The organism is Streptomyces sp. Ag109_O5-1 (assembly GCF_003814875.1).
In the GTDB taxonomy this organism is placed as follows: domain Bacteria; phylum Actinomycetota; class Actinomycetes; order Streptomycetales; family Streptomycetaceae; genus Streptomyces; species Streptomyces sasae.
In genome coordinates this window covers 8,229,799-8,243,861 of the sequence record NZ_RKQF01000001.1, presented here as the reverse complement: position 1 = coordinate 8,243,861, position 14,063 = coordinate 8,229,799, and the positions used below count along the sequence as shown (strand labels likewise).

General features: G+C 72.4%; 13 protein-coding genes. 7 read left to right on the top strand and 6 right to left on the bottom strand.

Translation table 11 applies throughout. The features are described 5' to 3' along the window. Positions 1–168: 168 nt before the first annotated feature. Positions 169–663, bottom strand: coding sequence for a DUF3145 domain-containing protein (locus EDD90_RS37515; RefSeq protein ID WP_123977426.1), 495 nt, complete (start codon positions 661–663; stop codon positions 169–171). A gap of 252 nt (positions 664–915) precedes the next feature. Here EDD90_RS37515 and EDD90_RS37510 point away from each other — a divergent pair, with 252 nt between their 5' ends. Both EDD90_RS37510 and EDD90_RS37505 read left to right on the top strand, forming a co-directional pair. After that, positions 916–1,815, top strand: coding sequence for an SGNH/GDSL hydrolase family protein (locus EDD90_RS37510; RefSeq protein WP_123977424.1), 900 nt, complete (start codon positions 916–918; stop codon positions 1,813–1,815). A gap of 33 nt (positions 1,816–1,848) precedes the next feature. Next, the gene (locus EDD90_RS37505; RefSeq protein ID WP_123977422.1) at positions 1,849–2,823 is read left to right on the top strand and encodes an aldose epimerase family protein; all 975 of its coding nucleotides are present in this window, start codon (positions 1,849–1,851) and stop codon (positions 2,821–2,823) included. 147 nt (positions 2,824–2,970) lie between these two features. Here the strand turns inward: EDD90_RS37505 and EDD90_RS37500 are convergent, their stop codons facing one another. After that, a complete protein-coding gene (locus EDD90_RS37500) occupies positions 2,971–3,366 on the bottom strand; it encodes a RidA family protein (protein ID WP_123977420.1) in 396 nt (131 codons plus the stop codon). A gap of 49 nt (positions 3,367–3,415) precedes the next feature. After that, a complete protein-coding gene (locus EDD90_RS37495; RefSeq protein ID WP_123977418.1) occupies positions 3,416–4,225 on the bottom strand; it encodes an NAD(P)-dependent oxidoreductase in 810 nt (269 codons plus the stop codon). Between the two features lie 58 nt (positions 4,226–4,283). Here EDD90_RS37495 and EDD90_RS37490 point away from each other — a divergent pair, with 58 nt between their 5' ends. Beyond that, the gene (locus EDD90_RS37490) at positions 4,284–5,261 is read left to right on the top strand and encodes a LysR family transcriptional regulator (protein ID WP_123977416.1); all 978 of its coding nucleotides are present in this window, start codon (positions 4,284–4,286) and stop codon (positions 5,259–5,261) included. 70 nt (positions 5,262–5,331) lie between these two features. Beyond that, positions 5,332–6,615 (top strand): pyroglutamyl peptidase, encoded by a 1,284-nt coding sequence (locus tag EDD90_RS37485; RefSeq protein ID WP_123977414.1) that lies wholly within the window; start codon positions 5,332–5,334, stop codon positions 6,613–6,615. Here the strand turns inward: EDD90_RS37485 and EDD90_RS37480 are convergent. Beyond that, positions 6,605–7,396, bottom strand: a complete 792-nt coding sequence (locus EDD90_RS37480; protein WP_123977412.1) for an EI24 domain-containing protein — start codon at positions 7,394–7,396, stop codon at positions 6,605–6,607. The genes EDD90_RS37485 and EDD90_RS37480 overlap by 11 nt on opposite strands. A 164-nt stretch (positions 7,397–7,560) precedes the next feature. Between EDD90_RS37480 and EDD90_RS37475 the strand changes: the two genes are divergently transcribed. Together EDD90_RS37475 and EDD90_RS37470 are read left to right on the top strand one after the other, a co-directional pair. Continuing rightward, positions 7,561–10,101 (top strand): M14 family zinc carboxypeptidase, encoded by a 2,541-nt coding sequence (locus EDD90_RS37475; protein WP_123977410.1) that lies wholly within the window; start codon positions 7,561–7,563, stop codon positions 10,099–10,101. Continuing rightward, positions 10,098–11,255, top strand: coding sequence for a serine hydrolase domain-containing protein (locus tag EDD90_RS37470; RefSeq protein ID WP_123977408.1), 1,158 nt, complete (start codon positions 10,098–10,100; stop codon positions 11,253–11,255). The genes EDD90_RS37475 and EDD90_RS37470 overlap by 4 nt, the downstream gene beginning before the upstream one ends. Positions 11,256–11,416: 161 nt before the next feature. On the opposite strand, the gene EDD90_RS37465 is transcribed toward EDD90_RS37470, so the two are convergent. After that, complete coding sequence (locus tag EDD90_RS37465; protein ID WP_123977406.1) at positions 11,417–12,415, bottom strand: NADP-dependent oxidoreductase; 999 nt, start codon at positions 12,413–12,415, stop codon at positions 11,417–11,419. A 115-nt stretch (positions 12,416–12,530) separates the two neighbouring features. On the opposite strand from EDD90_RS37465, the gene EDD90_RS37460 reads away from it, so the two are divergent. Then, positions 12,531–12,986 carry a MarR family winged helix-turn-helix transcriptional regulator gene (locus EDD90_RS37460; RefSeq protein WP_123977404.1) on the top strand — a complete coding sequence of 152 codons (456 nt, stop codon included), beginning with the start codon at positions 12,531–12,533 and terminating at the stop codon, positions 12,984–12,986. 200 nt (positions 12,987–13,186) lie between these two features. On the opposite strand, the gene EDD90_RS37455 is transcribed toward EDD90_RS37460, so the two are convergent. Then, the gene (locus EDD90_RS37455; protein WP_123977402.1) at positions 13,187–14,032 is read right to left on the bottom strand and encodes a hypothetical protein; all 846 of its coding nucleotides are present in this window, start codon (positions 14,030–14,032) and stop codon (positions 13,187–13,189) included. Positions 14,033–14,063: the final 31 nt, after the last annotated feature.

Genomic DNA, 14,063 nt, shown 5'->3' with positions numbered 1-14,063 from the left:
TGCCGTGAGCGGCGTGTGGCCCGGACTCCTTGTCGGAGTTCGGGCCACTTCGCGTTTCGTTGTCGGCCGACGGCCCGGCGGGGGCTGGTCGCGCAGTTTCCCGCGCCCCTTCAGGAGCGCGGGGAACTGCGCGATCAGCCACGACGGCGCCGCGGACGGCATCCGGCGTCAGACCACCTGGTGGAGCCACCTCACCGGCGCGCCCTCGCCCGCGTAGCGGAACGGCTCCAGTTCGTCGTCCCAGGGCTTGCCGAGGAGCTTGGCGATCTCGGCCTCCAGGTCCGTCTCGCCGCGCTGTGAGCGGGTCATGGCGGCCCTCAGACGGTCCTCCGGGATCAGGATGTCGCCGTGGATTCCGGTGACCGCGTGGAAGATGCCGAGGTCGGGGGTGCAGCTGTAGCGCTCGCCCTCGGCCTTCGCGCAGGGTTCCGCGGTGACCTCGAAGCGGAGCAGATGCCAGCCGCGCAGGGCCGACGCCAGCTTGGAGGCCGTACCGACCTCGCCCTGCCAGGAGAACTCGGAGCGCCAGGTGCCGGGTGCCGCCGGCTGCCGGATCCAGTCGAGGTTGACGCGCGTGCCGAGCACCCCGGCGACGGCCCACTCGACGTGCGGGCACAGCGCGCGCGGCGCGGAGTGCACGTACAGAACTCCACGTGTCGTCACCGGAACCTCCGGGCAGAGCGGGACATCTTGCTGGCTGGCTGGCGGCAGTGGCACGACGGCCGCGTTGATGGCGAGGCTACCGTGCGGCGGCGCAAGGAGTGTGACGTACCGTCGGTCCCACAGCCAGGAAACCCCTGCCATTCACCCAGGGGGACGCTTGTACGGGGTGGTCCGTTGCAGTGCGCGGGGTGGGAACTCCCGTGCGTTGTCATTACGGGGGACGATCGAACCGACGGAGAGGACCGACGGGGTATGCGCAAGCAGCGACGCCGGCGTTCGCGTGCCCTGGTCGGTGCCGTCGCCGTCACCGCCGTGCTGGGGGTGGCCGGGTGCGATGTCATCGGCGGTTCCCCGTCCGGGCCCGACGCCGGCCGGACGCGGGCTTCCAGGGCCGTACAGGTGTGGAACCGCAGCCCGGCCTCGATCGCGGCCGTCGGCGACTCCATCACCCGCGGCTTCGACGCCTGCACGGTGCTCTCGGACTGCCCCGAGGTGTCCTGGGCGACCGGCACCAGCGACCAGGTGGACAGCCTGGCGGTACGGCTGCTGGGGCGGGCGAAGGCGGCCGACCACAGCTGGAACTACGCGGAGACCGGCGCCCGGATGGCCGACCTGCCCGGGCAGATGGCCGACGCGGCCGTCCGCAGGCCGCAGTTGGTGACGGTGATGGCGGGGGCCAACGACGCCTGCCGTTCGTCGGTGCGGGCGATGACCTCGGTGGCGGACTTCCGCGCCCAGTTCGAGGACGCGATGGACACACTGCGCAAGGCGCTGCCGAAGACGCAGGTGTACGTGGCGAGCGTGCCGAATCTGAAGCGGCTGTGGTCCGAGGGCCGGACCAATCCGCTGGGCAAGCAGATCTGGAAGCTGGGCATCTGCCCGTCGATGCTGGGCGACGCGGACGATCTGACCAGCGCGGCGACCCTGCGCCGGGACCGGGTGCAACAGCGGGTCGAGGACTACAACAAGGTGCTGAAGGCGGTCTGCGCCAAGGACCGGCGGTGCCGCTTCGACGGCGGGGCGGTGTACGAGTACCGCTTCGGCACGGATCAGTTGAGCCATTGGGACTGGTTCCATCCGAGCACCGACGGCCAGTCGAGGCTCGCGGCGATCGCCTATCGGACCATCACCGCGAAGGACCCGGTCACCTAGGGATTCCGGGGGCCGTGACCTAGGGTTTCCCACATGAGTGAACTTTTCGGCACACTTTCCGACGGCACCGAGGTGCACCGCTGGACGCTGGAGCGCGCGGGGACTCGGGTGCGGGTCCTGTCGTACGGCGGGATCGTGCAGTCGGTCGAGGTCCCGGACCGGGACGGGCGGACGGCGGACGTGGTGCTGGGGTTCGCGAGCCTGGACGGCTATCTGGAGAACCCTGGCCCGTTCCTCGGCGCCCTGGTCGGCCGGTACGCCAACCGGATCGCCCGGGCGCGCTTCCCGCTGGACGGTGTGACCTACGCCCTGGAGCCGAACAACGCGCCCAACTCCCTGCACGGCGGCTCCCGGGGCTTCGACAAGCGGGTGTGGGACGTGGCGGGTGTCGAGCACGGGGTGCGGCTCACCAGGGTGAGCCCGCACGGGGAGGAGGGCTTCCCGGGGCGGCTGGAGGTGGCCGTGACCTACGCCTTGGACTCCTTGGGCGCGCTGCGCATCTCCTACGAGGCGGTCACCGACGCGCCGACCGTGGTGAACCTCACCAACCACAGCTACTTCAACCTCGCAGGCTCCGGCAACGCGGACGGTCATGAGCTGCGGATCGCCGCCTCCCGCTACACCCCCGTCGACGGCGACCTGATCCCGACCGGTGTCGTGGAGGACGTCTCCGGCACCCGTTTCGACTTCCGTACGGCCCGTAAGACCGGCTCCGGCTACGACCACAACCTCGTCCTCGACAAGGGCGTCACGGACACGCCGGTCGAGATCGCCGAGCTGCACGACCCGGGCTCCGGCCGGACCCTCACCGTGGCCACCACCGAACCCGGCGTCCAGCTCTACACGGCCGAGCACCTGACCGCCCCGTTCGCCCCCGGCGACGGCATCGCCCTGGAGACCCAGCACTTCCCGGACTCCCCCAACCGGCCGGAGTTCCCGAGCACACGGCTGGAGCCGGGCGCGGTCTACCGCTCGCAGACGGTGTACGGCTTCGGCGTGCGGGACTGAGGCACCGAAAAGCCGCAAGCCCCGGTCCAAGGGTCAGGTCTCGGACCGGGGCTGCTCAGGGGGGACGTGTCCCGCACCCGACCTTAGTCGTGGCTGTGCGCGGACGGACGGTGATCGGGCGTCCCACAGCGATTTCGTACGAACCCTTCACAAAGACTCTCGGCCGGCCACCGCCGCGACCACCTCGATCTCGATCCGGGCCTCGGCGCGGAACAGCCGCGGCACCTCGAAGGTCATGCTCGTCGGTGGTGTGCCCGTGAGGTACTCCCGGCGCACGGCGCCGTATTCGGCCAGCCGGGAGATGTCGGTCAGATACGTCCGGATGTTGATGATGTCGGCCGGCGTCGCCCCGTGTGCGCGGAGCAGCGCGTCGAGGCCCTCGAAGATGCCCCGGGTCTGTTCCGCGAGGGTGGTGCCCTCGGCGATCTGGCCGGAGACGAACAACAGGGCGCTGCCGTCGGCGTGTTCGACGCGGGCGACCTGGGAGTAGTAGGGGCTCGCCGGCTGGGGTGCGCCGGCCGGGTTGTCCAGGGTGACCTGCACGGTGCTCCTTCAGGAGGTCAGAAGGTCAGAGGGGCAGAGGGTCAGAAGGTCAGGAGGCGCGGATGCGGGCGGCGGCCAGGGAGATGTCCGCGTGGGTGAGGGCGGGGTCGGCGGCGGCCCGCCGGTAGTGCTCCAGCGCGGCTTCCAGGGCGGGCAGTTCCGCCGTCTTCGTCGCCAGCTCCAGATCCTTCGCGGCGAGCGCGGTGCCGAAGTGCACGTCCTCGGCAAAGGCACGGGCGACGGCGCCGCCGACCGGGCTGTTCGCGAGGGCGGTGCGCGCGGTGTCGCCGTCCACGCCGAGCGCGTCGGCGAGCCGCAGCGACTCGGCGACCAGGGCGACCCCGCCGATGACGGCCGCGTTCATGACGAGCTTGAGCGAGGCGGCGCTGCCGAGGGGACCGGTGCGGGTGACCGTGCCGAGGTGGGCCAGGACGTGCTCGACGCCGGCCGTGTCGCCGCCCGCGAGGATGACGAGCCCGCCGGTCGCCGCCCGGTCCGTGCTCCCCATGACGGGCGCGTCGACGAGGGTGACGCCGACCCGGAGCCGGGCGGCGAGTTCCCGTACCGGGTCCGGGCCCACCGTCGACATCTCGACCCAGCGGGCGCCGGTGCGCAGCACGGGCACGATCTCGTCGGCGACCGCGCCGAGCGCGGCCGGGTCGGCGAGCATCGTGACGACCACGTCGGCGTCCCGTACGGCGTCGGCCGGGGACCCGGCGAGCACGGCGCCCTCGGCGACCAGCGGCTGCGCCTTGGCGGCGGTGCGGTTCCAGACGGTCAGCGGGTGTCCGGCGGCGAGCAGGCGACGGGCCATGGGAGCGCCCATGTGCCCGAGGCCGAGAAAAGCGATCCGTTCCATGCCGTCGACGCTAAGCACCGGCGAGCGATGCAACAAGCGAATGTCTAGCATGGCTGCCATGCTGACACCGCATCTCGAAGGGGCTCCCGCCCTCGCTCCCGCCCTCCCCGATGTCTCCACCGTCTGGCTGCGCGTGTTCCTGGATGTCGCGCGGCACGGTTCGTTCACGGTGGCCGCGCGGACGCTCGGGTGGACGCAGTCGGCCGTGTCCCGGCAGATCGCCGCGCTGGAGGCGGCGCTGGGCGGTGGTCCGCTCTTCGACCGGCTGCCGCGCGGGGTACGGCTCACGGCGGCCGGGCGGGTGCTCGTCCCACACGCCGAGGCCGTCACCGAGGCACTGCACGGCGCCGCCCGTGAGCTGACCGCGCTGCGCGAGGTGGCGGCCGGGCGGCTGCGGTTCGGGGCGTTCCCCACCGCCGAGGCGGCGCTGGTGCCGCACGCCCTGGCCGCGTTCCGCGCCCGGCACCCCGGTGTGCGGCTGTCCCGCGAGGAGGGGCTCACGCCCGGTCTCCTGGACCGGCTGGCCGCCGGCCACCTCGACCTCGCGGTCGTCTCGACGACGGGCGGCGCCCCGCTGGAGCCGTACGACCTGCACCACCTCCTCGACGAGTCGCTGTACGTCGCCGTCCCCGCCGGCCACCCCCTGGCCGGCTCCACGGACCCGGTCCGGCTCGCCCGGCTCGCCGACGCCGACTGGATCTCCGGCAGCCCGCGTCCCGAGGGCACCCTCCTGGACGCGGCCCTGCGCCAGGGTTTCCGCCCGCGCGTGACCCACGTCGTCGCCGAGTGGACCGCCAAGCTGGGATACGTCGCCGCGGGCCTCGGCGTGACCCTGGTCCCGGCGCTGGCCGCCGAGTCCGTACGCCGGGACGTCGCCCTGCTGCCGGTGCTCGACGAGGGCGCCCCGGCCCGGGCCGTGTACGCGGCGACGGCCCGCGGCCGGTCCCTGGCCCCGGCCGCGGAGTCCTTCCTCGGGGCACTGCGCGAGGCGGCCGCCCGCGTCCCGCACGGGGCGTCCGGGGGCGCCATGGCGTAGACCAGTTCCGGCAGGCGATACTGCGGCCGTCCGGCACCACGCACCCCACTGTGACGGAGGGCCAACTGCCTTGACTTCCCTACGTGTTCGGATCGGTGTCCTCGGAGTCGCCCTGCTGGCGGGGACGTCGGCCCCCACCGCGGCGCAGGCGACGACCGTCCCCGCCCCCACCGTCGAGGAGCAGCGGCTGGACCGGGCGGTGCCGCAGGAGATTCTCCGGCGATCCGGATTCGACGCCGTGGCACCGGAGTTGGCCGAGGCACTCACGGGTGCGCACTCCTATGCGCAGGCCCGGCAGATCGTCGTACGGGAGGGCTCGGCGCTGTGGCGGCGGGCGGTGGACCGGGCGCAGGGGCGCGGGCCGGCCGAATCAAAAAGGCGCGAAGCGCTTCCTTGTAAGGGTGGTGGCGGACAACGGGTGGGCCTGAGCCGGGACGACGACCGGCCGCTGTACTGGGCGCGGCTGGGGATGACCCGGGAAGTGCGCACCTGGGAGCCGGGGTTCGCGCTCAGTGCGCAGCAACGGACGCGGCTGCTCGACGCGTTGGAGCGTACCTCGCGGGGGCAGACGGACATCCGTTACCCCGGCGGGCACATGAGGCGCATCATCGTCACCGGGTTCGATCCGTTCACGCTCGACCGGGACATCCGGATCTCCAATCCCTCCGGGGCGACCGCGCTCGCGCTGGACGGGACGGTCATACGGACCGCGGAGGGTCCGGCCCGGGTCGAGACGGCCGTCTTCCCCGTCCGGTGGGACGACTTCGCGCAGGGGACCGTGGAGCGGACACTGCGGCCGTACCTGCCGAAGGTGGACCTGTTCACGACCGTGAGCCAGGGGCGGGTCGGGCGGTTCGACGTGGAGCGGACCAACGGGGCCTGGCGGGGCGGCTATCCGGACAACGAGAACCTGAGCAGGACCGAGACCGTCCCGGTCACCGACCCGGCCTCACAGCCGCAGTGGACGACCACGACACTCCCGTACGCGGCGATCGTGGCGGCGAAGACCGGGCGTTTCCCGGTGTACGACCACACGGAGGTGACCGAGATCCCTGCGGGGGGTACCGACCCCGTCGTACGGGCCGACGGGCCGACCGCCGGATCGACGGCGCGCGCCGGGGGCGGCGGGAACTACCTCTCCAACGAGATCGCCTACCGGGCGACCCTGCTGCGGGACCGGCTCGGGCTGCACGACACGCTCCCGGGCGGGCATGTGCACACTCCGGTGCTGGAGTTCGGCGCCGGGAACACCACCGAGGTGACCGACCCCGACTTCGTGAGGAACCGGGTGGACATCATCGACCAGGTACGGGCGATCGTGACCGTCGCGGCGGACGTGAGCTTCAGGAAGTAGCCGGCTGGTCCGCGTCCTGCTCGTCCTCCGCCGCCGTCTCCTCGCCCAGCAGGTCGCGGGCGAGGAGGGTGGCTCCCGCGACCGCGCCCGGCATCAGGAACACCGCGACGAACGGCACCAGGAAGGCCAGGCCCAGCGGGGTGCCGAAGCCCCACACCAGGGTCTTGCGGGAGCGCAGCAGGGCGAGCCGGGCGCGCAGGTCGACGCCCCGGCGCTGAAGGGCGACGGCGGCGAGTTCCTCGGTGAGGAAGAAGCCGGTCACGAAGAAGCCGACGACCGGTACGACGGTCTGGCCGACGAACGGCAGGAAGCCCACGGCGAAGAGCAGCACGCCCCAGAGCCCGGCGCGGACCAGGATGCGCAGGCTGTCGCGGGCCGAGATCCACAGCTCGCGCCAGAACGGCAGCCCGGACCGGGGCGCGGTGCCGTCGGGCGAGACGTCGGCGTCGACCTTCTCGGAGAGGTTCTCGTAGAACGGCTGGCCGACCAGCAGGGTCACGGCGGTGAAGGTGAGGACGGCGCCGAGGAGGCCGAGGGCGAACAGCACGGCGGTCAGGAAGCCGCGGAAGAGGCCGGGCCAGGGGCTGGACCAGTCGTCGGCGAACGGGGTGGCCCAGGCGACGAAGTCCGCTCCCCATATCGCCAGGGAGACCAGGGCCGCGGCGTAGAGGACGAGAGTTATCAGGCCGGGCAGCAGACCGAAGCCGTACTGCCTGCCGTGCCGGCCGACCCATCGCTGGCCCTTGAGGAGATATCCGAAACCCGCCCCGAGATCACGCATGGCGAAAACTTTACCGGGGGTCGGGGAGGGGGCTGAGTGGGCGTATGTACGAGGGGGGCGTCGGCCATCCGGGGCAACGGTGACACCAAGACCTCGTCGTGCCTGTTGAGTCGAACAGGTACATCTCGCCGTACCGATCTCAGGAACCAGCAGAGGAGGTACGCGTGCGCCCCACCGCGACAGTCGTTCCCCCGAGACCCGTTCTGTTCGCCGCCCTCGCCCTCACCGCCCTGGTCACCGGCACGGCCGCCGGTGCCGAGCCCGCCCCGGTCGTCCGGGAGGGCCACGGCCGTGACACCGGGGCGGCCCGGACCCCGGCCGCCGCCGCCCGCACCGCGCTCGCCGCCCCGGTCCCCGACCTCGCGGACGCCGGCCGCGGCTACCCCCGGCAGCAGGTCCTGGCCCCCGACCCGGTGGACCCCGCCGACCGGTCGATCAGGCTGGGCCTGACCCCGTACCACGGCATCGCGCCGAAGCTGAACGCGCTGCAGCGGCTCGGCGACCGGGTGAGCGTCGAGATCGCGGGCCGCTCGGCCGGCGGGCACCGGCTGTTTCTGGTCACGGTCACCGCCCCGGAGACGCCCGCGCAGACCCGGGCGCAGGAACGGATGCGCGACCAGATCGAGAACGCGCCGACGCGGGCCGCCGAGGACGTTTCGCTGAAGGCCGCCTACAAGACCCCCGTCTTCTTCAACGCCAACATCCACGGCGACGAGTGGGAGGGCACCGACGCCTCCCTGAAGCTCATCGAGCAGCTCGCCACCGCGAACGACACCAGGACCCGCGAGTTGCTGGCCCACAGCCGCCTGTACTTCGACATCACCGCCAACCCGGACGGCCGTATCGCCGGCACCCGTGCCAACGCCAATGGCTTCGACCTCAACCGGGACTTCGTCACCGCCTCCCAGCCCGAGGTCCGGGCGATGCGGCAGATCGAGATCGACAAGCAGCCGGCCGTCATGCTGGACCTGCACGGTTACGTCAACGGCACGCTGATCGAACCGGCCACCCCGCCGCACGGCGAGAACTACGAGTACGACCTGTTCCTCAAGCACACCTACGCCGACGCCCTCGGCATGGAGTCCGCCGTCAACGGCCTCGGCTACACCCCGGCGAAGGACGGTGTGCAGCCCGTCCAGATCCCGTTCCGGGACCAGCGCGAGGGCTGGGACGACTGGCCGCCGGTCTTCACCCCGCAGTACGCGGCCTTCCACGGCACGGTCGCCGCCCACACCGTCGAGATCCCCATGACGGTGAACGACACGGCGTACGACACCCTCCCGGTCACGGAACTCCGCCGCCGTTCCGCGATCAACGTGGCCGTCGCCGGCGCCGCCATCAACGCGGCGCTCGCCTACGCGCAGCAGCACCGCGCTTCCCTCCTCGCCGACCAGATCGAGGTGTTCCGGCGGGGCGCGGCAGGGGCCGCACAGGTGCCGGTGTCGGCGCAGACCGTCCCCGGGGTGCCGGGCATCGGCCCGAAGGACGTGTACACGACCACGTTCCCGCGCGCCTACGTCCTCCCGGCCGGCCCGACCGGCACCGCCACCGCCCGGCTGGTGGACCACCTCCTCGCCAACGGCGTCCGGGTGAGCCGCGCGGGCACCGCCTTCCGGCTCGGCGGGCGGTCGTACCCGAAGGGCTCGTACGTCGTCGACATGCACCAGCCCGAGCGGGGGCTGGCCGACGCACTGCTCGCCGACGGCCGGGACATCAGCGACAAGGTCTCGGTGATGTACGACATCTCGGGCTGGAGTCCGGGACGGCTGTGGGGCGCCCGGGTGGAGGCGGTGCGCACGGGGTCCCTGTCCGGGCTGCCGGTCCGGCGGGTGCGCGCGGCGGCGGCCGTCGGGTCCGTAGCTACGCGCGGTGACCTGCGCCTGCGCCTGGACGACCCGAGAGCGCTCGCGGCTCTCAACTCCCTTCTGGCACAGGGCGTACCGGCACACCTGACGGGAGCCGCCGCGGTCCTCCCGGCCTCGGCACGGCCGCGGGCGGCACAGGCGGCCCGTACCTACGACGTGGCCTTCGAGGCGACGGACGCAGCCTCGGGACCCGCCCTCCGCCGCCCCCTGCGCATCGCCGCCGCCGTCACCCCGGGTGAGCTGTTCGCGCTGCGGGAGATGGGCTTCGCCGTCACACCGGTCTCGACGGAGATCCTGAACGCGGGCTTCGACTGGTCGCGGACGGATGCGCTGTTCGTGTCCGCCGGACTGGACCGTACGGCGTTGACCGCGACCGCCCGGGCCGCCCTCGACGGCTTCCTCTCCGCTCACGGCCTGGTCGGCCGCGGTACGGCCGGAGCGGCGCTGGGACGGCTCCCCGTGCGGGCCGTGCAGGGTAGCGCGGACGCCAACGGCGTGGTGCGGGTTGTGAATTCGGGACCGGTCACGGCCGGTGCCCCCGACTACGGTTTCGTGTATGCGCCGGTGTGGTTCACCGACCTCGGGCCCGGAGTACGCGTGGAGCAGACCTACGCGCCCGGGAACCCGCTGGTGTCGGGACACTGGCGGGCGCTGTCCGACGGCTCGGGTGGGCCGGGCGCGGCGGCGGGACAGGCCTCGGTGGTGAGCGGCCCGCGGGCCGTGCTGTTCGGCACCGAGCCCCTCTTCCGGGATCACCCGAAGGGGGAGTTCGCCCAGGTGGGTAGGGCGTTGTTCACAGTGGGAGCTGCTCGCGGCGGCTCGGTTGAGGAGAGCGGATGACGCAGGAGATCACCGTCCAGGGCACGGTCGCGGAGGGCTTCGAAGCGGTGCGCGAGGAGTTCGCCGCCTTCGTCGCCGGCGAACCGGCCGACTACGAGGGGCAGTTGTGCGCGTACGTCCGCGGCCGGCGGGTCGTCGACCTGTGGGCGGGCGAGGGCGCGGACGGGGAGTCCCTCTACGGTGTGTTCTCGTCCACCAAGGGGGCGGCACACCTGGTCGTGGCGATGCTGGTGCAGGACGGCACGCTGGAGCTGGACCGTAAAGTCACCTACTACTGGCCGGAGTTCGCCGCCGAGGGCAAGGGCGCCCTGACCCTGCGAGAGCTGATCGCGCACCGGGCGGGTCTGGTCGGCACCGACACCGGGTTCAGCGCGCAGGAACTGGCGGACGACCGGGCGATGGCCGAACGTCTCGCCGACCAGCGGCCGTTCTGGCGCCCGGGCACGGCCTTCGGGTACCACGCTCTCGTCATCGGCGCGCTCACCGGCGAGGTGGTCCGGCGCGCGACCGGCCGTACGCTGCAGGACGTGTACGAGGAGCGGGTCCGGGCGCCGTACGGCCTGGACTTCTTCCTGGGCCTGCCGGCGGTGCACGAGCCGCGCTTCCGCGCCACCCTGCCGATGCTCCCGACGCCCGAGGAGCAGGCGCTCCTCGACGCCGTGCCGTCCGGCCCGCACACGCTCGCCTCGATCGCCTTCAACACGCACACGGCCGAGCCGACCGTCCTGGCGTCGCTGCCCAACGACCCGCTGGTCCGCGCCAAGGGCCCGGCGTCGTTCGGCGGGGTGGCGTCGGCGCGCGGCCTGGCCGGGATGTACGCGGCGCTGCTCAGCGAGATCGACGGCAAGGCCCCGCTGCTGAAGGAGGACACCGTGGCGGAGTTCGGCCAGTTCCACTCGGTGGGCTACGACCTGGTGGCCAGGATCCACAAATCGTTCGGCCTGGGCTTCCAGGCGACGGCGGACATCGCACACCCGTTCCTGGGCGCGGGCACGATCGGCCACAGCGGCGCGGCGGGCTCACAGGCGTTCGCGGACCCGAGGAGCGGCCTGGCGTACGGCTACACCCGACGGAGGTTCGCGTTTCCGGGCGGAGCGGCGCCGGAGAACGACCGATTGGCGAGGGCGGTGCACCTGGCAGCTCTGGCCGGCTGAAACGCGCCCCGTAGGGGGCGCGGGGAACTGCGCGGCCAGCCCCCACCGGCCCGCGCCTCAAGACGGCGGCAAACACTCCGCAGACGAGAGGCCGCACCCCACGTCCAAGGGTGCGGCCTCCGCAAAGCGCAACGACGGATGTCAGCCGAGCGTCACGCCGGTCAGAGCTTTACGATCATCTTCCCGGTGTTGTCGCCCCGCAGCACCCCGAGGAACGCCTCCAGGTTGTTCTCGATGCCCTCGACGACCGTCTCGGCGTACTTCAGCTGCCCGGACGCCACCCAGGGACCGACCTCCGCGACGAACTGCGGCTGCAGGTCGTAGTGGTCGCCGACCAGGAAGCCCTCGATCCGGCCGCGGGTCTGGATGAGCCGCGCAAGGTTCTTCGGGCCGGGGGCGGGCTCGGTGTTGTTGTAGACAGAGATCATGCCGCAGATCGCGATCCGGCCGCCCTGGTTCAGCTGCCCGATCGCGGCCTCCAGGTGGTCACCGCCGACGTTGTCGAAGTAGACGTCGACACCGTCGGGCGCGGCCGCGCGGAGCTGCTCGCTGACCGAGCCGTTCTTGTAGTTGAACGCCGCGTCGAAGCCGTACTCCTCGACCAGGAGCTTGACCTTCTCGTCGGAGCCGGCCGAGCCGATCACCCGCGAGGCGCCCTTGAGCTTGGCGATCTGGCCGACCTGGCTGCCGACCGCGCCGGCCGCGCCGGAGACGAAGACGGAGTCGCCCTCCTTGAAGGAGGCGGTGCGCAGCAGGCCCGCGTAGGCGGTGAGGCCGGTCATGCCGAGGACGCCGAGGTACGTCGAGAGGGGCGCGGCGTCGGCGTCGACCTTGACCGCGTTCTTCGCGTCCACGACCGCGTACTCGCGCCAGCCGAAGAAGTGCAGGACGTGGTCGCCGACCGCGATGCCCTCGGCGTTCGACTCGACGACCTCGCCGACCGCGCCGCCCTGCATGACCTTGCCCAACTCGAAGGGGGCGGTGTACGACTTCGCGGCACTCATCCGGCCCCGCATGTACGGGTCGACGGAGAGGTACTTGTTCCGTACCAGCACCTGTCCCTCACCCGGCGTCCGCACCTCCGCCTCCACCAGGGCGAAGTCCTCCGGCTTCGGCCAGCCGACGGGACGGCTGATCAGGTGCCACTCGCGGTTGATCATGACAGTGCGCCTTTCCTCACTGCTTCAGCTTCAGCTTCGGCAAATATTTCAGTACCTGAAACAACCATGCTCCTGAATATTTCAGCATGTCAAGTAAAGGGGTACTCTTGACCGCATGTCGTCGTCACAGTCCACCCCAGCGCAGACCCGCCGCCCCGACGCCCTGACCCTGGAGGTCGTCGAGCTCATCGGGGACGTGGTGGCCCGCTTCTACGCGGACTACGAGGAGGCGGCGGGCGAGCGCACGCTCACCGGGGCGCAGGCGCGGCTGCTCAGCCTGCTGTCGCTGGAGCCGCTGCCGATGCGGAAGCTGGCGCAGAAGCTGAAGTGCGAGCCGTCGAACGTGACCGGGATCGTGGACCGGCTGGAAGCGCGCGGGCTCGTGGAGCGGCGGCCCGACCCGGCCGACCGCCGGGTGAAGCTGGCCGCCGCGACGGACGAGGGGCTGCGGGTCGCCCGGGATCTGCGGGACGGGCTGCGCTTCGCGCGCGCGCCGCTGGCCGGGCTGTCGGACGAGGAGCGGCTGTCGCTGCGGGATCTGCTGCGGCGGATGCTGGACGCGGGCGCGTAGCGGCCGACGCACGGGGGGCACCTGTTCTACGACAGTGCGGGTCCGTCGAATGCGACACGTTTGCTGAATTTGCTTCGGCAGAGTTTCGGGTGCCGGCCGGTGGGGGCTGGTCGCGCAGTTCCTCCCCCAGCCTTCGGCCGGGGGTACCCCCAGCGCCCCTTTGGGGCCGCGTTGCAGCGGGGCGCGGCAGAAGGTCCCCCTTACGAGCACCACCACAGGAACCGTGTACACGTTTTGCTCGGGGACGGGTCCGGGGACGGCTTCGATGTCGTGGGGTCCGCGGTCGGGGTCGAGCCCGCCGTGCTCGTCGCCGTGGCCGTCGGGGCCTTCGTGCCCGGGTTCACCGTCGCCGACTGGGCCGACGCGCCCTTCGCGGACGCCGACGGGGAGTCGGACGCCTTGTCCTTCGACGAGGAGGGGGACGGTGACGCGGAGGGGTCGGCCGACGCGGAAGCCTTCGCGCCCGTCCCGCCGGACGTGTCACCGAGGGGCTCGGCCGTCGTACCCGGGGACGACGTCGACGTACCGCCGTCGGTCGTGTCGCCGCCCGCCGAGGCCGGGCCCGGGCTCGTGAACGGCATGGAGTCGGTGCCGAGTTCGGCGAGGCTCAGGCCGCCGGCCGCCAGTACGCACGCCGCGGTCACCAGCAGGACCCTGCGGCGCCGTCGGCGGTGGGCCGCGGCCTTGCGGTCGCGACGGCTCCCGTCGGCCTCGGAAGGCCCCGTGGAGGCATCGCCGGCGGGCCCGGAGGGACTGTCGGCGCCCCGGCCGCGCCCGCGCCCACGCGCCGACCGGCGCCGGTCGGCGCGGCCACCGGACACGGGTTCGTCGGGCTCGCCGCCCCCGTGGTCGCCACCGTCGCCGTCGGCACCGGCGAACTCCGCTTCCGCGAACTCCGCTTCCGCGTACGGCGTTTCACCGGCCGAGGCCGGTCCGGGCGGGGTCGCCCCCTGCGCGGACGCGCGTAGCGTTTCGATCGGTGTGCCGCACCCCGGGCAGGCGAGGGCGCCGTTGAGGTGCCGTCGGCACGGGTGGCAGTAGTCCATGACGCGGGAAGACTAAGTTCCCCGCGGGTCA